The organism is Rhizobium sp. BK538, assembly GCF_014197575.1.
Taxonomy (GTDB): Bacteria; Pseudomonadota; Alphaproteobacteria; order Rhizobiales; family Rhizobiaceae; genus Rhizobium.
In genome coordinates this window covers 110697-132139 of sequence record NZ_JACIFT010000003.1, presented here as the reverse complement: position 1 = coordinate 132139, position 21443 = coordinate 110697, and the positions used below count along the sequence as shown (strand labels likewise).

At 61.8% G+C, this 21443-nt stretch carries 19 protein-coding genes and 1 tRNA gene; 11 read left to right on the top strand and 9 right to left on the bottom strand.

All coding sequences use genetic code 11. The features are described from left to right. Nucleotides 1-23: 23 nt before the first annotated feature. A complete protein-coding gene (locus tag FHX09_RS04750; protein WP_132589228.1) occupies nucleotides 24-905 on the bottom strand; it encodes an N-formylglutamate amidohydrolase in 882 nt (293 codons plus the stop codon). A gap of 186 nt (nucleotides 906-1091) precedes the next feature. On the opposite strand from FHX09_RS04750, the gene cpdR1 reads away from it, so the two are divergent. Together cpdR1 and FHX09_RS04740 are read left to right on the top strand one after the other, a co-directional pair. Then, nucleotides 1092-1454: a response regulator CpdR1 gene (gene cpdR1 / locus FHX09_RS04745; RefSeq protein WP_007527565.1), complete on the top strand. Its 363-nt coding sequence runs from the start codon at nucleotides 1092-1094 to the stop codon at nucleotides 1452-1454. A gap of 83 nt (nucleotides 1455-1537) precedes the next feature. Then, nucleotides 1538-1612: transfer RNA gene (locus tag FHX09_RS04740), tRNA-Val, on the top strand. A 138-nt stretch (nucleotides 1613-1750) separates the two neighbouring features. Here the strand turns inward: FHX09_RS04740 and FHX09_RS04735 are convergent. Further along, nucleotides 1751-2071 (bottom strand): hypothetical protein, encoded by a 321-nt coding sequence (locus tag FHX09_RS04735; protein ID WP_132589151.1) that lies wholly within the window; start codon nucleotides 2069-2071, stop codon nucleotides 1751-1753. A 339-nt stretch (nucleotides 2072-2410) separates the two neighbouring features. On the opposite strand from FHX09_RS04735, the gene FHX09_RS04730 reads away from it, so the two are divergent. Continuing rightward, entirely contained in the window at nucleotides 2411-2890 is a 480-nt protein-coding gene (locus FHX09_RS04730) for a hypothetical protein (RefSeq protein WP_007797784.1), read from the top strand. A 27-nt stretch (nucleotides 2891-2917) separates the two neighbouring features. Here FHX09_RS04730 and FHX09_RS04725 read toward each other — a convergent pair whose 3' ends face one another. After that, nucleotides 2918-3616: a hypothetical protein gene (locus FHX09_RS04725; protein WP_184449345.1), complete on the bottom strand. Its 699-nt coding sequence runs from the start codon at nucleotides 3614-3616 to the stop codon at nucleotides 2918-2920. 563 nt (nucleotides 3617-4179) lie between these two features. After that, on the bottom strand, nucleotides 4180-4422 hold the full coding sequence (locus tag FHX09_RS04720) for a hypothetical protein (RefSeq protein WP_007797778.1): 243 nt from the start codon (nucleotides 4420-4422) through the stop codon (nucleotides 4180-4182). Between the two features lie 362 nt (nucleotides 4423-4784). Between FHX09_RS04720 and FHX09_RS04715 the strand changes: the two genes are divergently transcribed. Next, nucleotides 4785-5876: a DUF475 domain-containing protein gene (locus FHX09_RS04715; protein ID WP_007797775.1), complete on the top strand. Its 1092-nt coding sequence runs from the start codon at nucleotides 4785-4787 to the stop codon at nucleotides 5874-5876. A gap of 128 nt (nucleotides 5877-6004) precedes the next feature. On the opposite strand, the gene FHX09_RS04710 is transcribed toward FHX09_RS04715, so the two are convergent. From FHX09_RS04710 to FHX09_RS04695, 4 genes are all read right to left on the bottom strand, one after another. Next, nucleotides 6005-6172, bottom strand: a complete 168-nt coding sequence (locus tag FHX09_RS04710) for a hypothetical protein (RefSeq protein ID WP_007797771.1) — start codon at nucleotides 6170-6172, stop codon at nucleotides 6005-6007. Between the two features lie 238 nt (nucleotides 6173-6410). Next, nucleotides 6411-7928 (bottom strand): tripartite tricarboxylate transporter permease, encoded by a 1518-nt coding sequence (locus FHX09_RS04705; RefSeq protein WP_132589148.1) that lies wholly within the window; start codon nucleotides 7926-7928, stop codon nucleotides 6411-6413. A gap of 11 nt (nucleotides 7929-7939) precedes the next feature. Further along, complete coding sequence (locus tag FHX09_RS04700; protein ID WP_007797765.1) at nucleotides 7940-8431, bottom strand: tripartite tricarboxylate transporter TctB family protein; 492 nt, start codon at nucleotides 8429-8431, stop codon at nucleotides 7940-7942. Continuing rightward, nucleotides 8428-9372, bottom strand: coding sequence for a tripartite tricarboxylate transporter substrate binding protein (locus FHX09_RS04695; protein ID WP_007797763.1), 945 nt, complete (start codon nucleotides 9370-9372; stop codon nucleotides 8428-8430). Before FHX09_RS04695 ends, FHX09_RS04700 begins: the two co-directional genes overlap by 4 nt. A 316-nt stretch (nucleotides 9373-9688) precedes the next feature. On the opposite strand from FHX09_RS04695, the gene FHX09_RS04690 reads away from it, so the two are divergent. Further along, entirely contained in the window at nucleotides 9689-9877 is a 189-nt protein-coding gene (locus FHX09_RS04690; RefSeq protein ID WP_007797757.1) for a hypothetical protein, read from the top strand. Between the two features lie 20 nt (nucleotides 9878-9897). Here the strand turns inward: FHX09_RS04690 and FHX09_RS04685 are convergent, their stop codons facing one another. After that, nucleotides 9898-10962, bottom strand: a complete 1065-nt coding sequence (locus FHX09_RS04685) for an ABC transporter substrate-binding protein (protein WP_132589146.1) — start codon at nucleotides 10960-10962, stop codon at nucleotides 9898-9900. Between the two features lie 137 nt (nucleotides 10963-11099). On the opposite strand from FHX09_RS04685, the gene FHX09_RS04680 reads away from it, so the two are divergent. The 6 genes from FHX09_RS04680 (at nucleotide 11100) to FHX09_RS04655 (ending at nucleotide 21253) form a co-directional block, all read left to right on the top strand. Then, complete coding sequence (locus FHX09_RS04680) at nucleotides 11100-11777, top strand: response regulator transcription factor (RefSeq protein WP_007797751.1); 678 nt, start codon at nucleotides 11100-11102, stop codon at nucleotides 11775-11777. Further along, the gene (locus tag FHX09_RS04675) at nucleotides 11774-13156 is read left to right on the top strand and encodes a sensor histidine kinase (RefSeq protein ID WP_132589145.1); all 1383 of its coding nucleotides are present in this window, start codon (nucleotides 11774-11776) and stop codon (nucleotides 13154-13156) included. The genes FHX09_RS04680 and FHX09_RS04675 overlap by 4 nt, the downstream gene beginning before the upstream one ends. 110 nt (nucleotides 13157-13266) lie before the next feature. Further along, nucleotides 13267-16587, top strand: coding sequence for a transglutaminase family protein (locus FHX09_RS04670; RefSeq protein ID WP_132589144.1), 3321 nt, complete (start codon nucleotides 13267-13269; stop codon nucleotides 16585-16587). A 13-nt stretch (nucleotides 16588-16600) separates the two neighbouring features. Then, nucleotides 16601-19018, top strand: a complete 2418-nt coding sequence (locus FHX09_RS04665) for a circularly permuted type 2 ATP-grasp protein (RefSeq protein ID WP_132589143.1) — start codon at nucleotides 16601-16603, stop codon at nucleotides 19016-19018. Further along, on the top strand, nucleotides 19015-19902 hold the full coding sequence (locus FHX09_RS04660) for a transglutaminase family protein (protein ID WP_184449343.1): 888 nt from the start codon (nucleotides 19015-19017) through the stop codon (nucleotides 19900-19902). The genes FHX09_RS04665 and FHX09_RS04660 overlap by 4 nt, the downstream gene beginning before the upstream one ends. A 172-nt stretch (nucleotides 19903-20074) precedes the next feature. Continuing rightward, nucleotides 20075-21253, top strand: a complete 1179-nt coding sequence (locus FHX09_RS04655; RefSeq protein ID WP_132589141.1) for a TadE/TadG family type IV pilus assembly protein — start codon at nucleotides 20075-20077, stop codon at nucleotides 21251-21253. Nucleotides 21254-21443 lie beyond the last annotated feature (190 nt).

The window sequence follows — 21443 nt, the reverse complement described above, 5'->3', positions numbered from 1 at the left end:
CTTTTTTTGACAATCTTGAAGGCTTACTCGGCAGCCAGGGCAGAGTCTGTCGCGAACTGCGCCACATAGACCGCCAATTGGCGCATGAAGGCGGTGATCGCTCCGGCAACCGAAGCGAAGTCGGCCCGCTTTTCCAGCGTAATTTCGTCGACATAGATCGACCGGTTCACTTCGATCTGCAGAGCATGCAGCCCGCGTGACGGGCGGCCGTAATGCTCGGTGATGAAGCCGCCGGCATAGGGCTTGTTGCGGATCGCCGTGAAGCCCATTTCTTCGAAGATGGCGACGGCCGCGCGCGACAGTTCCGCCGAAGCGCTGGTGCCATAGCGATCGCCGATGATGAAATCCGGCCGCGAATTTGTACCGGCGACACGGACATTGCCCGGCATGGAGTGGCAATCGATCAGCACACCAAAGCCGAACTGGACATGCGTGCGGGCGATCAACCGCCGCAGCGCCGCATGATACGGCTTATAGACGGCCTCGATGCGATCGAGCCCTTCCTGCACCGACAGCCGACGCGCATAGATTTCCATGTTCTCGGCAACGATGCGCGGAATGGTGCCGAGCCCGCCTGCGACACGCAGCGAATTGATGTTCGCGTAAGGCGGCAGCAGACCGTCGAACATACGCGGATCGAGCTCGTAGGGCTCGCGGTTCACATCCAGATAGGCGCGCGGAAAGTTGGCAAGCAGGAACGGCGCGCCGAGCGCGCTCGCATCGCCGAACAGTTCATCGACGTAGTGGTCCTCGGAACGACGTATCGAAACGCCCTCGAGCCGGGACTGAGCGATGAATTCAGGAGGATAGATGCGCCCGCTATGCGGCGAGTTGTAAACGAATGGAATGGTGTGCGACAAAGGCTCCCGGACCTCGAAAAGTGCGTATTCGGGGATTTCCTGCACCCTTTTTCCCTCTTTACCCTGCCAGGAGGCCACTGCTTCGCCCATGTTGCCAGTTGCCGCACGGCAAGTCCATACTATCTCATGGGGATGACGCCTTGGATGACCTCTTCATTGGTTGTTTACTGGCCGAACTCTAGTGTAAATGGCTGGAGCCCACGCATAAATTACTGATAAGCGGTCTGGATAATGACTCAGAAGATACTTCTTGCAGAAGACGACAACGACATGCGCCGCTTCCTTGTGAAGGCGCTTGAAAAGGCAGGCTACAAGGTCCTCTCCTACGACAACGGCGCCAGCGCCTATGACAGGCTTCGCGAAGAACCCTTCTCGCTGCTCCTGACCGATATCGTCATGCCCGAGATGGACGGAATCGAACTGGCGCGCCGCGCGACCGAGCTCGATCCGGACCTGAAGGTGATGTTCATCACCGGATTCGCGGCTGTCGCACTGAACCCTGATTCGAAGGCACCGAAGGACGCAAAGGTTCTTTCCAAGCCTTTCCACCTGCGCGACCTCGTCGAGGAAGTGAACAAAATGCTTGCCGCGTAAGGCTTCCGGCAGCGTATGTCACAAAACCGAAAAAAGCCTATTGACGGCAAAAAGGGTTTGTGGTCTATGCGCCGCCATCGGATGGGCGTGTAGCTCAGCGGGAGAGCACTACGTTGACATCGTAGGGGTCACAAGTTCGATCCTTGTCACGCCCACCATTCGAATTCAAGGGCTTAGCGGGAAACCGCTAAGCCCTTTTTCGTTCCGGTGCAGCTCGAAGCATTGACTGCGTGCAGCGCCCACGAGCGGAAAGAAACGGATGGACGTCTCAACCGTTGCGCCGGCCTCCCGCCACGCTACGGGTTATTGTAAAACGATCCGCTGTCGTAAGCGCAGGCGTAGTCAAGGACGCATTGTTTGCCCGCCGCATCCCGGAAACTAGCCGTGGTGCGCGCATAGCCCAAGCCGCATTTGGCAGGCGGATAGCGAAAGCTGCTGCCGCCGAATCCGGAGCGGACGAACACCTTCTTGTTCTGGCGGATGATCTGCGAGATCTGGCTACAGGTTGAAGAGCGCGCATCGACGTTCAGTGCCGCTGCGCAGAACGCGGCCGATGGCAGTACCAGCGTAGCAGCTAAGATCGCAGTATTGGCGGCAATGCGAGAAGCAGCGCCCATTTCGCTCCCCCGAATGTGCATGGCGGAAAAAAGACTATACTCGCTTTCCGCGAGCCGACAAATCGGCAGCCCCTCAATCTTAGCTAGACTGGCAGTCTCGCTGGCAGACGAGTGTGCAGCTATCGCTCGCGATCGCTTTGCCCAAGCGCCATCCGCATGCAGAGGACGTCCGTATAGAGCGCGAAGTACACCGGGAGATCATCCGGCGTTCTCGTTCGGGTTTTCTTTGCCGATTGCCAGAATTGAAAGTCGGGCCTATCGACCAATTTCGAACACAGAACAATGGCAAGTCGCTGCCGACAAACAGCACTGCTGAGACAAGAACTACGAGGTAAAGACATGAGACTGGCAACTTTGGCCGCCGCTTCGCTCATCGCCGCGACACTGACCACGACAGCGGACGCGGCATCGCAGAATTTCCCCGGCGCGCCCGGTGCCCTGACGCTCGCCGGCAAGTGCGCCAAGCTCGTCGTCGGCAAGGTCGACGCGACGAAGGGTTGCGAAGCCGAACTTGCGAGCGTGACGCTTGTGAATGGCCAAGTCACCTTCATCTTCACCTCGGGCGGCAAGATGCTGGGCTTTCAAGGCGATGGCACGGCCATCAAGCCCGCCTCCAACGGCAACGCCCGCATGCCACTCAATCTTGTGGTGACGGGCGTCGGCCAGAAGATGACGGGTCAGGTGAAAGTTGCCGGCACCTGCACGATGGGCAACCCCTACGGCGGCAAGCCGGTTGCCATCGAATGCACGGCCGAAAGCAAGGACACGGCCTTTGCGGGCAGCTTCCGCACCAATGGCAAGGCGCCGAAGCAGAAGTAGGCCACCGTTTGCGGCTACGGGCCAGGCTCAGGCGCACCAGGCGCTATTCGCGCCGGGTTTGCGGGCCAAGCCCTCGTTGATCATCTGCACGCCGATCGACCGGCCGTCGCGTGACACGACATGCGGCGCGCCGGCCTTGCCCGGCTGCCCGGCCGGGTTCATCGAGAAGGATCCGGAGTTCAGGATGTTCAGGAGCCGCAGCTTGGCAGAGAAGCCCAGGCGCTTCTCGTTGTCACAACGGGCCGTCTCAATGCCAGGGCTCACCACGTCGGCAATGGCGATCTTCTCGCCCTTGTACCAGAACGTGCCTCCATCAGCGACGCAGTTGATGTGCTCTCCCTGCCCGCAATAACCGAACGCGGCCTTGCCGGTCTGCGCCTGCGCGGGCGAGATGGAGGCCGGGATCGCTTTTTCCGGCACGGCAGGTGCCTTGGCCGGAATAGGCACAGCGGCAGGCGGCATGATGCGTGCCGCCGCGGTGATCGAGGCGGTCTGCCTTGGGCTGGAATCGCGTGCAGGTTCGCTCCGCGCGACCAAGGCCGGCCGGGAGACGAGGGAGGCCGGCGCATGTGTGGCGAGCATCGGCTTCACGCTCTTCCAGTTGTCGTAGGTCGCAATGCCACCAACGGCGATGACGCCGATGATTGTCCAGGGAAGAGCGCTTCCGCCTCCCCTTCCCTTCGATCGTGCCGATGATTTGCGGCGGCGGGTCGCAGTCTTTGCCATCTATCCGATTCCCGTGAACGCACGGATTATCGCCGGGCAATCCTTTCCGAAAGGTTGGCAGTTCTTCATTTTCGTATGGAAGACGAGGGGCAGCGGATGTGCTGACATTTCCCTCAGTCGCAGCTGCGCCCATCCGGGCCAGCATGTGGCTTTCCGGCGCAAGCTTGCACTCCGCTATTGGCCGGTGGCGGTCCTAGCCACCGTTGCTGCGACTTACGGGCCGTTCATCTTGCAGGAAGTGGAACCGCGGTTCGAGCGATCCCGATCATCAGAGTGACGATCCAGGATGGTTCGGAGCGCCCGACGAAAACCGCGGGCAAAAGGCATTAGAGCTACACCGCCGGGGACGCCGTGTCCGGCCTCAAGCCCGTCGGCGGATCCCAACGAGAGCCCAGCGAATTCATGATCTCGATTCTTTCCAGATCGATCTGAATATCAGCGGCCGAAGCGCTTACCATTCGATCTCGTGCTTCATGTAAATGTCGTGCGGCACCGAAGTTGTTTTCATCTTTTCTCACTGGTTGTCGCGAGTAAAAATGTCAGGGTTGCAATTACCAATTACGTCAGCGGGTCGGCTTTGCAACCGTGGAATCGTCCTCCACAGCCGGCTTCGGCCCACCCTTCGAAAGATCGCCGCCGGTTACGTGTGCGGGAACGTGGACGTCATCGAAAACGCCGTGTGGCAGCGTCAGGTCGACCTGATGTGGAGGCAGCACTTGCGCCTTCTGCATTCGGTTGGGGCGCGCCCGCTTCATTCGGTCGGATTTCTCCGTACGTTTGTCGGGAGTGTGGGTCGAGGGGTGCATCGTCGGCCTCCTTTTTCATTGCGCATAACACTGGTGAACTAGGGACTAACGACCGCGATGCCGGATGGTTCCAAAGAAAAACAAAGCGCATCGCGCCGATCTTGACTGGCGCGAGAAGTTCACTACCTTCGCCTTATCCCACGGCCTCGGACATCGGCCGATGGGTCAACCTGGTGCCGGGCCCCTCTGGCGAGAGTTTTTACGGCGCTCTCGTGATGTCGGTACCGCCTGCAGCTTTAGCCGGCGGATTTTTCATCGATGAAACAGCTCACCATGCCTCACGCGCATGCCTTTTGTGGTATGTCGCGTTTTTCAAGCACATATTTTCTGTTCGACATCAGTCGCGGCTGCGAGGTGCGGCCATGAACAACAGTTCCCCGCAAAAGTCAGCGCTCAGCTATTTCACCTGGGCCTTCATTTTCACCGGCCTCGGCCTGATCCTGGGGGCAGCCCTTGGCTGGCAAGCGACCGGCACCATCGGCGGCATGGCGACCGTCTTCTTCATCTGCACGGTGCTCGCCGTGCTAGAGATTTCGCTCTCCTTCGACAATGCCATTGTCAACGCCAACAAGCTGAAGGAAATGACGCCGGTCTGGCAGCATCGCTTCCTCACCTGGGGCATCGTCATCGCCGTCTTCGGCATGCGTATTATCTTTCCGCTGGCAATCGTCGCGATCGCCGCCAAGATCGGTCCATGGGAAGCCCTGGTGCTCGCCGCGCGGGAGCCTGCGGAATACGCCCGCATCATGAACGACGCGCACCTGCCGATCGCCGCCTTCGGTGGCACCTTCCTGATGATGGTCGGCCTCAACTACTTCTTCAACCATGAGAAGGACGTCCACTGGATCGCCGGGCTTGAAAAGCTCATGGCCCGCTCGGCGACGATCAAGGGTATCGAGATCGCCTTCGTTCTGGCGCTGGTTCTCGTGTTCTCGTCGTTCCTCGGCGAAGAAGAAGCCACGACCTTCGTGCATTGCGCCATCTATGGCCTTCTGACCTTCCTGGCGGTCGAGGTGATCGGCGGTCTGCTCGATGCCTCGCAGCAGACGATGAGCGCCGCCGCCAAGGGTGGTCTCGGTGCCTTCATCTATCTCGAAGTGCTGGATGCCAGCTTCTCCTTCGACGGCGTTATCGGCGCCTTCGCGCTGACGCAGAACCTCTTCGTCATCGCCATCGGCCTCGGCATCGGCGCCATGTACGTGCGCTCGATGACGATCATGCTCGTCGAAAAGGGAACACTTGCCGAATACCGCTACCTCGAGCATGGTGCCTTCTACGCGATCCTGATCCTCTCTGTGATCATGTACATCCAGACGATGTTCCATATTCCCGAGGTCATCACCGGCCTTGGCGGCGCGGCCCTGATCGGCATCTCGCTGTGGTCCTCCATCCGCTACAACAGAAAGGAGCAGGCAGAGGAGCGCGCGCAGGCGCACAAGGAACTGCACGCCTGAATCCGCTAGGCCGCACCCGATGGTGCGGCTTCATCTGGACAAAAAATAAAGCCCGCGACCATCCGGTTGCGGGCTGTTTGTATCTGGCGATCGCGGACCGCCAGAACCACGCCGACGCGCAGATAAGTTTAGTGGTTGATTCTGCCGAACATGCTCGGGTCGATGCCGAGCTCGCGCAGGTCGCGGGCCTTCGGGCGACGGCCAGCTTCGATGCTGGCGCTCACGGCATTTGCGGCACCGATCACCGCAAAGGCGCGGCCAAGGAAACCATCGCGAACGGACTTACGGAAGGACATTTTCTTTCTCGCTTCGCTTTATGATTGACAGCTCAGATATGGCGAGGCGCAGGCCGCCCCACAAGCGACGGAAAATTCAGCCCTGCCATGCAAGAACACGCGATCAGCGGGCTTCGCTGGCTCGAAGAAAGAGCTGCTCCTCAAACCAGGCAGGACCTGTCCCCTTGTCACCAGACGAAAAGGCCGGCGATGTTTCCATCGCCGGCCGCAATTGAGGGGTTCGGGCAGTCTTTTTCTTTTAGTCCTCGTTTGCCGCAAGCTGGGACAGAACTTCGCCGCGTCCGCGCAACCGCAGGATCAGCGGGATGATGAAGGCTGCCGCGGCAACGATCAGCAATCCGGCGGCAATCGGCGACATCACCAACGTCGTCACATCGCCCTGGCTGATGGCGAGCGCGCGGCGCAGCTGCTGCTCGGCCAGCGGGCCAAGGATCAGGCCGACGACAGCAGGCGCAATCGGATAGCCGAAGAGCCGCATGATGTAGCCGAGGACGCCAAAGGCGAGCAGCATGCCGAGCTCGAACACCGATGGGTTGGCGCCGATCGTGCCGAGCGTCGCAAACAGCAGGATGCCGGCATAGAGCCATGGCTTCGGGATCGTCAGCAGGCGAACCCAGAGACCGATCAGCGGCAGATTGAGCACCAGCAGCATCGCATTGGCGATCAGAAGGCTGGCAATCAGACCCCAGACGATTTGCGGGTTGTTCGCAAACAGCAGCGGACCCGGCTGCAAACCGTATTGCTGGAAGCCGGCGAGCATGATCGCCGCCGTCGCCGTGGTCGGCAGGCCGAGCGTCAGCAGCGGCACCAGCGTTCCGGCCGCCGACGCATTGTTCGCAGCCTCGGGACCGGCAACGCCTTCGATGGCTCCCTTGCCGAACTCTTCCGGGTTCTTCGCGAGGCGCTTTTCCGTAGCATAGGAGAGGAACGTACCGATCTCGGCACCGCCGGCCGGCATCGCGCCGATCGGGAAGCCGATCAACGTGCCGCGTAGCCAAGCCTTCCACGAGCGTCCCCAATCCTGCCCCGTCATCCACAGCGAGCCCCTGACAGCCTCGACCTTCTCCTCACCACGATTGCCCTGGGCAGCGATATAAAGCGTCTCGCCGATCGCAAACATCGCGACCGCAAGCGTCGTCACCTCGACGCCGTCGAGCAGATCGGGAACGCCAAACGTAAGACGCGCCTGTCCTGTCTGTTGGTCAATGCCGACCATGGCAAGCGCAAAGCCGATGAAGAGCGACGTCAGGCCCCGCAGAGCCGAATCCCCGAAAGCCGAGGAGACGGTCACGAAGGCGAGAACCATGAGGGCGAAATACTCGCGCGGTCCGAAAATCAGCGCAAGCTTGACGATGTAGGGAGCGATGAAAGCAAGGCCGAGCGTTGCGATCAGTCCCGCGACGAACGAGCCGATCGCGGCTGTCGCGAGCGCCGGCCCACCGCGTCCCGCCCGCGCCATCTTGTTGCCCTCGAGCGCGGTGACGATCGAGGCGCTTTCTCCAGGTGTATTGAGAAGGATGGACGTCGTCGACCCACCATACATGCCGCCGTAGTAGATGCCGGCGAACATGATCAGCGAACCGGCCGGATCGAGCTTGTAGGTGACAGGAAGAAGAAGCGCGACGGTCAGCGCCGGGCCGATGCCCGGCAGCACGCCAACCGCAGTGCCGAGCGTAACGCCGACGAGCGCATAGAGCAGGTTCATCGGCTGCATGGCGACCAGGATGCCCTGGAAGAGGAATTCGAAGGTGCTCATCGCATCCAATCCTAGAAAAAGATTCGTTCGAACGGCCCGGCAGGCAGGGTCAGCTGCAAAAGCTTCGCGAAGATCACCCAGACGACGAAGCTGAAGGCGATGCCCGCAGGGATCGAGATCCAAAGTTTGCGACGTCCGAAGCCGGCCGCCGTGAACGCAAAGAGAATGCCGGTTGCGATCGAAAAGCCTGCTGTCTTGAGAAGCAGCATCTGCGCGGCAAGGCCGGCGACAATCCAGATGACAGGAGCGACTTCCTGATGCTCCCGCTCCGGAAACTCGTTGCGCCAGGCTTCGAAAACGGTCCAGATGCCGAGACCGATCAGCCCGAAGGCCACGACCTTGGGTGCGGTTGCCGGACCGATACGGTCATACTGGGCGATGGCGCGCATGTGCGAGGCATCCCAAAGCATGACGGCGGCGACGACGAAAAGACAGATGGCGATGACCAGCGCCGCCCAGTCGGGGCGGCGCTTCGTTGCCAAGGGTTCGTTACCCCTGCTCATTGAACAAGTCCGATCTCTTTGAGGATGGTTTCGGTTGCCGAAACGTCCTTGTCGAGCTGTGCCTTGAAAGCATCGCCGGCGAGGTAGGTATCAGCCCAGCCCTTGGTCTTCAGGATTTCCTGCCAACCGGCGGACTTCGAAAGCTTGTCGAAATCGGCGGTGATCGCAGCCGTCTGCTCGGCCGAAAGACCAGGTGCTGCAGCAACCATGCGCCAGTTCTGGACAGCGACGTCAAGGCCCGACTCCTTCAGCGTCGGCGCGTCGACGCCCTCGATGCGCTTGTCGCTGGAAACAGCCAGAAGCCGGAGCTGCCCGGCCTTCACCTGCGATTCGAATTCTCCGTAGCCGGAAATGCCCGCGGTAACCTGCCCTCCGAGAATAGCAGCCAGAGCTTCACCACCACCGGAGAAGGCGACATAGTTGATCTTCGTCGGGTCGACGCCGGCAGCCTTGGCGATCAGACCGACTGCGATATGGTCGGTGCCGCCTGCCGAACCGCCGCCCCAGGAAACCGAGCCCGGATCCTGCTTCAGCTTGGCAACGAGATCGGCCATCGTTTTGATGTCGGACGCAGCCGGGACGACGATCGCCTCGTATTCACCGGTGAGGCGGGCAATCGGCGTGACGTCCTTGAGGGTGACTGGCGACTTGTTGGTCAGTATCGCGCCGACCATGACGTAGCCGCCAACGATCAGTGCGTTCGGGTTGCCGTTGTTCTGGCCGGTGAACTGGGCGAGACCGATGGTGCCGCCGGCGCCAGGAACGTTCTGAACCTGAACGTTGCCTGAGATGCCTTCCTTCTGCATGACGGTCTGGAGCGAACGGGCGGTCTGATCCCAACCGCCGCCGGGGGCGGCCGGGGCGATGATGGTGTAGTCGGCCGCATGGGCCGGCAACGCGATCGCAGCTGCAAAAATGGTTGCAAGGAAAGTATGCTTCACGAGTATGTCCTCCGTGGGCGCGGCTGAGGAACCGCGCGTTGTTCTCGATGGAATCGGGAAAGACACCGCAGACGGACTTCAAGGTCCGATATGGCCGGCAAGCTCCTCCCGAAACTTCACCTCTCCGCCTCCACGGAGCTGAAGTTCTGCAAAGCGGACCACAACAAGCTGTCATTTAGCTGACACCGGCCAAGTATCCACCCCATAGCGACACTTTTTTGCCGCAATTGGTCCTGGCCGGGCGACATCGCAGAATTCGGCCGCGATGGAACTTGTCCGCGGCCCAGGCGTTAAGCAGGCCTAGGAGGATTGGGCCATGAGTTCTCACATCGATACCAAGCAAATCGAAAATGAGGGCTTACGACAGGTGTGGAGCGTGCGCGATTTCGCGCGCCGTCATCGGTTGGACAAGGAAGAGGAGAAGCGTCTCCTCGCGCTTTTCGGATCCTTCGCGACCAAGCAGGAATTGCTGGCCAACGCCCAGCGGCCCTGCCTGTTCCGGTAGCCCATTCCGCGAGGAACTCCCTATTGCGTGCGCAGCACTTCGTTCCAGTGCGCGATCAGTCGCGCGCGCTTCACCTGATCCAGATAGACCATCAATCCGGGGCTGACGGGAACGGGCCGTAATTGTGCGCCCAAGAGTTCCTGCATCGTATTGGCGGTATTTTCCCCCGCGACCTCAGGACTGACGGCCGGGATCTGCAATTCCCGCGCCATGATCGTCTGCCCCTCCTTCGACATGAAGAAGGATAGGTAGCGACGTCCCAGCTCGGGCTCACCAGCCGCCTGCGGGACAAGGCCGATACGCGACATCACGACGGTATAGTCCTTTGGCAAAACGATCCCGACATTAGGGTGACGCTTCGCCCAATCAGCGGCGTAGGAGCCGAGAATGTTGTAACCTAGGACGAAACGACCGTCTGAGACGCGCTCAAGAATGGCCGAGCTCGTTGAATAAAGCTTGACGCCGGCCGCGCCCATGGCACCGATCACCGACCAGATATCCCCGAACTGCTCCTGGTCGCGCGCCATGAACAGGAAACCGACGCCGGAGCGCTCGATGTCATAAGTACCGATCCGGCCGTGCACCGCATCGCCCTTGCGCTTGAGGTAATCGACGAATTCGGCGCGCGAACTCGGCGGCGACTCACTGGCGAAGCTCGGCTTGTGATAGACGAACACCGCCGGCTCGAAGGTCAGCGCGTATGCGGTATTGCGCCAATTGGCCCATTTCGGCCAGCGCGCGCTCATCGGCAGGTTGCTCACCTGCGCATAGCCGTCGTTGGAGAGCTTCACCTGCAGGTCCATTGCCGACGAGAAGGCGAAATCCGCCGTACGCTTGCCGGAATCCGTCTCGCGCACGATGCGGTCGTAGATTTCCCCCGTTAGCATGTCTTCGTACCTGACCGCCACATCAGGGTTCGCCTCCTGGAACCCATGGATCATCGGCTGCGCCAGAGGCTCGTCGAGCGATGAATAAACGACAAGCGTCGGAGCCTCCGCATTGCCGGAGCGCGCGGGATAGAACACCTCGTCCGCAGCCGCAAAGCCGGGACAGAGACACAGCAACAGGAAAAGAACGCTCCTCATTGCACGACAATGCACGAGCGGCCACGATCCAGCAAGCCAGCGCGTCAGCCCCATTTGGCGCCCCCACCAAAACCGAAAAATCGCTATGACATCTTCGCACCCACCCTGTATCCTTTTCAAAAATCAAGGGAACATCCGTGCGCATTCTACTGGTGGAGGACAATATCGCGCTGGCCGACGGGCTTTCGGCCATCCTGCGCGGCACCGGCCATGCCGTCGACGTCGTGCATGACGGTGCCTCTGCTAACGCTGTCACGGCGGCCGAGAATTTCGATCTCGTCGTGCTCGACCTGAACCTGCCCGAGATGGACGGCCTGGAGGTGCTGCGCGCCATGCGCGCCCGGCAGAACCGGTCGGCCGTTCTCATCCTGACGGCGCGGGGCGCACCGGAAGAACGGGTCAAGGGCCTTGATCTCGGGGCCGACGATTACCTCATCAAGCCCTTCGACATCTCGGAATTCGAAGCCCGCGTTCGCGTTCTGCTGCGCCGCCAGGCCGGTCTGCATTCGGCGACCGTCAGCTTCGGCGGCCTCTCGCTCGATCTCAATTCGCGCGCCTTCTCCGCCGGCTCGACACCGCTGGACATTCCCGCCCGCGAGCTTGGCCTTCTTGAAATCCTCTTCATGCGCGCAGGAAAGGTCGTTGCCAAGGAAGCGATCATCCAGTCGCTGACCGCCTTCGACGACGACATTTCGGCCAATGCGATCGAGCAATATGTCAGCCGTTTGAGGAAGCGGCTGTCGCCCTATGGCCTCACCGTGAAGACGGCACGCGGTATCGGCTACTATCTCGACAAGCTGCCCGAGGCCCCATGACAACAGCTTATTCGCTCAGACGAAGGCTCTTGTTCTGGCTGCTGATCTCGACCGCCATCATCGGCATGGTCGCGCTTGCGGACACCTACCGCGAGGCCGTGCAGACCTCCAACATCGTATCGGACCGGGTACTAGCCGGCTCGGCACTCGCCATCGCCGAACGCGTGGTCGTCGCGGAAGATGGCACGCTCGAGGTCGATATCCCCTATGTCGCGCTGGAGATGCTGACCTCGGCAGCACAGGACCGCGTCTTCTACCGCGTCGACGGGCCGCCCGGAAAATTCATCACCGGCTACCAGGCGCTTCCGGTCCTTGCCGAAACCGTGGGTGACACCGCCGCCTTTGCTGATGATACGTTCCGTGGCGAGCCGATCCGTGTCGCAACGCTCAAGCGCTCGGCCTCGACAGGTATCCGCTCCGTGCCCTTCGCCGTTACCGTCGCCGAAACCACGATTGCCCGCCGTCAGCTTGCCCGCGCCATCCTCTTCCGCTCGGCGCTCCGCCTCTCCTTGATGATCGCAGGGGCTGCCGTCATCGTCTGGATCTCGGTCACCGTCGCGCTGCGTCCGCTTTACAAGCTGCGCGACGCGATTGGCGAGCGCAGCCCCGACGATCTCCATCCGATCGAACAATCGGTTCCAAGCGAGGTGCAGCCGCTGGTCGATACGGTCAACGGCTTCATGGTGCGCCTGGAATCGGCGCTCGATGCGCTTCGCAACTTCACCGGCAACGCCAGCCACCAGTTGCGTACCCCGCTTGCGATCATCCGCACGCAGCTCGCGTTATCGGCCCGTGCCGGCACATTGGTCGAAGCACAAGGATCGGCCTTGAAGGGCGATCAGGCCGTTGCTCATGCCGAACGAATCCTCGCGCAATTGCTGCTGATGGCGAAGATCGATGCCGCAACGGCCAAGGAGGCGCTGACGGCGTCCTCGATCGACCTGACGGCCATCGCGCAGGAAATCACCGGGGAGCTCATCCCGGCCGCCGCCGAGGCCGGCATCGACCTCGGCTTCGAAGGTGACCGCCCTGCGCTCGTCCGTGCCGAGCCTTTGCTGATCGGCGAACTGCTACGCAACCTTGCTGGAAACGCCATCGCCTATGCAGGCAAGGGCGCAGAGGTGACCGTCCGGATATCCGAGACGGATGACACCGTCTGCCTCGACGTCGAGGACAATGGCCCCGGCATTCCGTCCGATAAGCTTGCCGCCGTCCGGCAGCGTTTTTCGCGTGGCAGCGATTCCGGCGCGCCGGGCGCCGGGCTCGGACTGCCGATCGTCGAGGAGATCGCGGGCCTCTTCAATGCGGCGCTGACGCTGGAGCCCGGCGCGAACGGAAAGGGCCTCAAAGCCTCAGTGACTTTTGCGAAGGCTGCCTAAAGGGTTAGCCGGCTTTGCCTTACCGACTTGCATTCTTTCGCTGCATTGCACACACTGCCATCAGGGAATAGCAAATGCCGTCAACGATACGGCAGCGGACAAGGCAATACATGTCGATCAAAGCCAGCATCTATCATCTGACGCATTACAAATACGACAAGCCGGTCCGCCTCGGGCCTCAGATCATCCGCCTCAAGCCCGCCTCGCATTCGAAAACGCGGGTCATCAGCCATGCGCTGAAGGTCTCGCCGTCCAATCATTTCGTCAACCTGCAGCAGGATCCCTACGGCAACTATCTCGCCCGCTACGTCTTCCCCGACCCGGTCACTGAGTTCAAGATCGAGGTCGATCTCGTCGCCGACATGACGGTCTACAATCCCTTCGATTTCTTCATCGAGGAGAGCGCCGAGATGTGGCCCTTCTCCTATCCCGAAGACATCAGGGACGACCTGAAGATCTACATGCAGCCGCAGCCGGTGGAGCCGGCGCTGGCCGCCTATCTCGCCGGCATCGACCGCACACCGGTTCGCACCACGGATTTCATCGTCGGCCTCAATGCGCGGCTTAAGAACGACATCGAATACGTCATCCGCATGGAACCGGGTGTCCAGACCCCGGAGGAAACGCTGAAGCTGGCGCTCGGCTCCTGCCGCGATTCCAGCTGGCTGCTGGTCGAAATCCTGCGCAATCTCGGCCTCGCCGCCCGCTTCGTCTCGGGTTATCTCATCCAGCTGACGCCCGACCTGAAGGCGCTCGATGGCCCTTCGGGCACCGAAGTCGACTTCACCGACCTGCATGCCTGGTGCGAGGTCTATCTCCCCGGCGCCGGGTGGGTTGGCCTCGACCCGACTTCGGGTCTTCTGACCGGCGAAAGCCACATTCCGCTGGCCGCCACCCCGCACTACCGCAACGCCGCGCCGATCTCCGGCGCGCTCTACGGCGAGGCCAACACCGAGTTCGCCTTCGACATGAAGGTCGCGCGCGTTGCCGAGCATCCGCGTATCACCAAGCCCTTTTCCGACGACAGCTGGCACGAGCTTAACGAACTTGGCGCCAAGGTCGACCGCATCCTCGAAGCCGAGGACGTACGGCTGACGATGGGCGGTGAGCCAACCTTCGTCTCCATCGACGACTTCGAATCCGAGGAATGGAACACCGCCGCCGTCGGCCCGACCAAGCGCGACAAGGCCGACATGCTGATCCGCAAGCTGCGCGAGCGCTTCGCCCCCGGCGGCTTCCTGCATTACGGCCAGGGCAAGTGGTACCCCGGCGAAAGCCTGCCGCGCTGGACCTTCTCGCTCTACTGGCGCAAGGACGCCAGGCCGATCTGGCAGAACCCGGATCTGATCGCCGGCGAAGGCAAGGAGACCGGCGCCAAGGCCGAGGACGCCTCGAACCTGCTCAACGCCATCGCCAGGGAACTGGCGATCGAGACCGATATGGTGCTGCCCGCCTACGAGGATCCGGCCGAATGGATCATCAAGGAAGGCAGCCTGCCCGAAAACGTCGATCCGTCCAATTCCAAGCTGAAGGACCCGGAAGAGCGCAGCCGCATCGCCCGCGTCTTCGAGCGCGGCCTGACGACGCCGACCGGCTATATCTTGCCCGTCCAGGCATGGAACGCCAGGGCTTCGGGCAGGCGCTGGGTCAGCGAGAAATGGAAGACCCGCCGCGGCAAGATCTTCCTCGTGCCCGGCGACAGCCCCGTCGGCTACCGCCTGCCGCTCGGCACCTTGCCCTATGTGCCACCGGCCCGCTTTCCCTATATCCATCCCGCCGATCCCTCTATCCCGCGCCAGCCGCTGCCCGAAGTCTTCGTGCCCAGCGGCCGCGCCATGCCGGAAGCGTCCCGTCAGACCGATGACAGCAGCCAGAACCGCGTCGAGCAGACGATCGGCGAAATCGGCGGCGCCGTGCGCACCGCGATCTCGGTGGAACCGCGCGACGGCAGGCTCTGCGTGTTCATGCCGCCGGTCGAGCGCATCGAGGACTACCTCGAGCTGATTGCCGCCGCCGAAAACGCAGCGGCCGAACTCGGCCTGCCCGTCCACATCGAAGGCTATTCGCCACCGCAGGACGAGCGCATCAATGTCATCCGCGTCGCCCCCGATCCCGGTGTCATCGAGGTCAACATCCATCCCGCCTCCAACTGGCAGGATTGCGTCGACATCACCACGGCGATCTACGAGGAAGCCCGGCAAAGCCGCCTCGGCGCCGACAAGTTCATGATCGACGGCCGCCACACCGGCACCGGCGGCGGCAACCACGTGGTCGTCGGCGGCGCCAATCCCGGCGACAGCCCGTTCCTGCGCCGCCCCGATCTTCTGAAGAGCCTGGTGCTGCACTGGCAGCGCCACCCCTCGCTCTCCTACATGTTCTCTGGCATGTTCATCGGCCCGACCAGCCAGGCGCCGCGCATCGACGAAGCCCGCCACGACAGCCTCTACGAGCTGGAAACGGCGCTTGCCCAGATCCCCGCGCCCGGGCGCGGCCCGACGCCGCTGCCGTGGATCACCGACCGGCTGTTCCGCAACACGCTGATCGACGTCACCGGCAACACCCACCGCGCCGAAATCTGCATCGACAAGCTGTTTTCCCCCGATGGCCCAACCGGCCGCCTCGGCCTCGTCGAGTTCCGCGGCTTCGAAATGCCGCCGAATGCCCGCATGTCGCTTGCCCAGCAATTGCTGGTGCGCGCGCTCATCGCCCGCTTCTGGCAAAACCCCGCCGACGGCCGCTTCGTCCGCTGGGGCACGACGCTGCACGACCGCTTCATGCTGCCGCACTTCGTCTGGGCCGATTTCCTCGACGTGCTCGGCGATCTCAAGCAGAACGGCTTCGACGTCAGCCCGGAATGGTTCAAGGCGCAGCTCGAATTCCGCTTCCCCTTCTGCGGCGAGGTCGAATACGAGGGCTCGAAACTGGAGCTGCGCCAGGCGCTGGAACCGTGGAATGTGATGGGCGAGGAAGGCGCAATCGGCGGCACCGTGCGCTATGTCGACAGCTCCGTCGAGCGGCTTCAAGTGCGCCTCGAGACCAGCAATGCCTCCCGCTACACCGTTACCTGCAACGGCCGGACCGTGCCGCTGACGCCGACCGGCAGCGCGGGTGTCTCGGTCGCCGGCGTCCGCTTCAAGGCCTGGCAGCCAGCGTCGGGATTGCATCCGCTTTTGCCGGTCAACACACCGCTGACCTTCGACATTTATGATACATGGTCGAAGCGTTCGATCGGCGGCTGCATCTATCATGTTGCCCATCCGGGCGGGCGTAACTATGACACCTTCCCGGTCAATGGTAACGAAGCGGAAGCAAGGCGTCTGGCGCGATTCGAGCCGTGGGGGCATACGGCAGGTGCATTCATTCCGCATGCCGAGACAGCTTCACCGGAATTCCCGCTGACGCTGGATCTTCGGCGACCGGTGGGAATCTAGACGTTAGGACAAAATGGGCAAAAAACCGACGGCCGAACTGAGGGAAGAGCCACGCAGCCGCACCGGAAACGATGCGGTACTCGGTTATGCCCCTCTGCCTGGCGTCGCCGACGAAATGGTCGACACAAACGGCGCCATCCGGCCCGTCTGGCAACGTTTCTTCGCGCATCTGAGCGGCATGCCCGAAAAGGATCTGACCGAGCGCTTCACCCGGGCCGACCGTTACCTGCGGGATGCCGGTGTCTTTTACCGCGCCTATGGCAGCACCGGCAGCGCCGAGCGCTCCTGGCCCCTCTCGCATGTGCCTGTCCTGATCGATGCGCGCGAATGGGAGGCAGTATCCGCCGGCCTCGTTCAGCGCGCCGACCTGCTTGAGGCGATCGTTGCCGACATCTACGGCCAGAATCGGCTCGTCGAGGACGGCGTCCTGCCGCCAGCACTCATCGCCGCCAATCCGGAGTACCAGCGTCCGCTCGTTGGCGTCACTCCAGCTGGCGGCCATTATCTGCATTTCTGCGCCTTCGAGATCGGCCGCGGCCCTGACGGCAACTGGTGGGTGCTGGCCGACCGCACCCAGGCTCCCTCAGGCGCCGGCTTTGCGCTGGAAAACCGCGTCGCGACGACCCGCGCCTTCTCCGACATCTACGCGGAAACGCCCGTCCACCGGCTGGCCTCCTTCTTCGGCGCGTTCCGCGATTCGTTGCAGGGCATGAAGCACAGCGGCGACGACCGTATCGCCGTCCTGACGCCCGGCCCCGCCAACGAAACCTACTACGAGCACGCCTATATCGCCCGCTATCTCGGCTTCATGCTGCTCGAAGGGGAAGACCTGACCGTCGTCAACGGCAAGGTCATGGTCCGCACCGTTTCGGGGCTCAAGCCGATCACTGTGCTATGGCGCCGCCTTGATTCAGCCTATGCCGACCCGCTCGAACTGAACCAGAATTCGCATATCGGTACGCCCGGCCTCGTCGAAGCGCTGCGCGCCGAAAGCGTGACAATCGTCAATGCGCTCGGCAGCGGCATCATCGAAACACGCGCGCTGCTGGCCTTCATGCCGATGATCTGTCGCCGGCTGTTTGGCGAAGAACTGAAACTCCCCTCGATTGCGACCTGGTGGTGCGGTCAGAAAGATGAGCGCGAGCATGTGGCCGAGAACATCGAGAAAATGGTGATCGGCCCCGCCTATTCGCGCGCACCCTTCTTCGACGACAGCGGCGAATCCGTGCTCGGCTCGAGCTTGCGCGCTACCGCCAAGGACTCGATCGGCGATTGGTTGAATTCCGACGGCGCAAGACTCGTCGGGCAGGAAGTCGTGACGCTGTCGACGACACCGGCCTGGATCGGCGGCAAGCTGACGCCGCGGCCGATGTCCTTGCGCGTCTTTGCCGCCCGCACGGCCAATGGCTGGCAGATCATGCCGGGCGGTTTTGCCCGCATCGGCGGCAGCGACGACGTTTCAGCCATCGCCATGCAATCGGGCGGTGCGGCCGCTGACGTGTGGATCGTTAGCGACAAGCCGGTTGAACGCCATACGCTGCTGCCGGCGGAAGGCAGCTTCACCCGCAACATGCCGGGCAGTTTGCCGAGCCGCGCCGCCGACAACCTGTTCTGGCTCGGCCGCTACATCGAACGCGCGGAAGGCGCGCTGCGCATCCTGCGCGCCTGGCACGCCCGCTTTGCGGAAGCCGCCGATCCGAGCCAGCCGCTGCTGGCCGACGTGACTGCCTATCTGGCGGCCGTCGACATCGACACCGAAGACGCGGTGCCAAACACACTGCTGCGCAACATCGACAGCGCCGTCTATTCCGCCAGCAATATCCGCGACCGCTTCTCGCCGGACGGCTGGCTGGCGCTCACCGATCTCGCCAAGACCGCGCGACGGTTCCACGAGACGATCTCGCCCGGCGACGACGCCAGCCATGCGATGACGATCCTGCTGCGCAAGCTCGCCGGCTTCGCAGGTCTCGTGCACGAGAACATGTATCGCTTCACCGGCTGGCGCTTCCTCTCGCTCGGCCGCCATATCGAGCGCGGCCTGCACATGACGCGCCTGCTCGGCCACATGTCGGGGCCGGACGCCCCGGACGGCGCGCTCGACATGCTGCTCGAGATCGGCGACAGCGTCATGACCCATCGCCGTCGCTATAACGTCAACACCGCCCGCCTGACGGTGACCGATCTGCTCGCGCTCGATCCGCTCAACCCGCGTTCGATCCTCTTCCAGATGAATGAGATCCACCGCGAGGTCGAACAACTGCCGAACGCACTGGTCAACGGCCAGATGTCGCCGTTCTACCGCGAAGCGATGCGTCTGCACTCCGGCCTTGCCGTCATGACGCCCGAGACGATGAGTGTCGATGTCTATCGTCGCCTCGAACGCGAGCTGGAACTGCTGTCCGACCTTCTCGCCCGCACATATCTCGGGTGACGCGCGTGCTCTACGACCTCTCCCTGCACATGGGCTACATCTACGACACGCCGGCTTCCGGCGCGCGCCACATCATGCGGCTGATGCCGTTGTCGCTGCCAAACCGTCAGCGGCTGATTGCCGGCTCGATCAAGGTCTCGCCAACGCCGGACGAGCAGGCGCACTTCGTCGATTTCTTCGAGCACCCGGCAACCTCCTTCATGCTGCGCGCGCCGCACGAGAAGCTGGACATTCGGATGCAGGCCCGCGTCCAGGTGGAGAGCCATTCGATCTCGGTAGATTTTTCGCCGGTGCTTGCGAAGCTGCCGGATGAAGTCGCGGGCGTCTGGTCGCTGAAGCCCGATTCCCCGCACCACTTTCTCGGCAACAGCCCCCGCCTGCCGGAAACGCGCGCGATCTCGGAATATGCGAAGGCCAGCGCCGAACCGTCACTGACGGTGCTGCAGATCGCCACGGCACTTTGCGCCAAAATTCATCGGGATTTCACCTACGACGCCGAAGCCACGACCGTCGATACGACCCCGCTCGAGGCCTTCCAGTTGAAGAGCGGCGTCTGCCAGGACTTCGTCCATGTGATGATCCTTGCGCTCCGCAGCCTCGGCATCCCGGCTGGCTATGTCTCGGGCTTCCTACGCACCATTCCGCCGCCCGGCAAGGAGCGGCTGGAGGGCGCCGACGCCATGCACGCCTGGGTCAGGGTCTGGTGCGGCGAAACGATCGGTTGGATCGAGCTCGACCCGACGAACAACATCCCAGCCGGCACCGACCACATCGTCGTCGCCTATGGCCGCGACTACGCCGACGTCGCGCCTGTCATCGGCGTCCTGAAGAGCTACGGCGGCCAACGCGCCGTCCAGGCAGTGGATGTGATCCCGCTCAGTTGATTGACATCCGATAGCTGTATTGGCGCTGCGCATCCCTCAGGCAAGGCGTTTTCACCGAGGCTGCGCACAAGAAAGTGACATTCCGTTAGAATCTTAACGACCTGATAAAGGTGAACTCAAGAATTGAGGCGCATGAGTTAAGCATATTGGGGCACTAACTCAGGTGAACATGATGAGCACCTTTCAAGCGCTGAAGTCGAGCCTGTCTCGGCTGCGGAACGACCGGTATGGCAATTTCGGGATCATAAGCGCAGTTCTGCTGCCGGTCACAATAGGAGCGGGCGCGCTCGCCGTTGACATCACCAACGCTGCAATGGCGAAGCATCAGCTGCAGGAAGCCTCCGATGCTGCGGCGCTTGCCACCGCCTCCGCCCTTGCTGACGGAAAGATCGACACAACGACCGCCTCGGCCTTCGCGAAGGATTTCCTTGCCGGCCAGATGGCAAACTTCATTGGCGACACGACCGCACTGAGGAATGCCACCACTGCCACGGCGACCAAGACGACCTCCAGCGGCGGCGCAAGCTACAGCGTGAGCGTCTCATCTTCCTACAGCATGGATCTGAGCGGCCTGGCACACGTCATCGGCTTCAAGACCACCAATATCGGCGCGGCAAGCGAAACGGCGAGCGGTTACTCCGAAAAGCAGGGTTCCGTCTCGATCTTTCTCGCACTCGATAAATCGGGGTCGATGGGCGAGCCGACGACGACCACCTACAGCTATACCTGCGGCAGGAACAACAATAAGACCTGCACAGGCTATTACACTAAAATTGAAGCATTGAAGCTTGCGGTCGGCAATCTGACGGCAGAACTGGACAAGGCGGACCCGACCCACATCTACTCCCGCACGGGTGCCGTCGCCTATGACATCAAAACCTATGCGGAAACCGCGCTCGCCTGGGGAACCAGTGGTGTAACCACCTACGTCAACGCATTGGTCGCAGCCAACGGCACGAATTCCAGCGGGGCTATGAACAAGGCCTACACGTCTTTGACCGCCCTGAACAACGCCGGAAATGACAACGAAACCGCGCTGCACCAGGCCAAGACTCAGCAGACGCCCAAGAAATATATCGTCTTCATGACGGACGGTGACAACAACAACGATCCATCGGGTGGTCGTTCGTATGACACCCTGACCAAGGACACGTGCAATACCGCCAAGAGCAAGGATATCGAAATCTACACGGTCGCCTTCATGGCGCCTGAGAATGGCCAGGCGCTGCTGAAGTATTGCGCGACAGACGACAATCACTACTTCAAGGCAGAAAGCATGTCCGATCTTCTCTCCGCCTTCAAGGAGATCGGCGCAAAGACCTCCAATCAGACAACACGCTTGATCAACTGATCTCTTCGCGCAGTTTTCCCAACAAATAAGCCGCTCCGGAACCAACCGGAGCGGCTTTTCGTTTCGAAACGCGCGTATCAAAATCGGAAAAACCGATTGAAATCAAGCTCTTTCCGCAAAGGAGCGTCGAGCCTCGTCAATTTTATCGTTTGGGTAATTCCCTTGTTGCAAGTGCGTTGTAACGATGCAT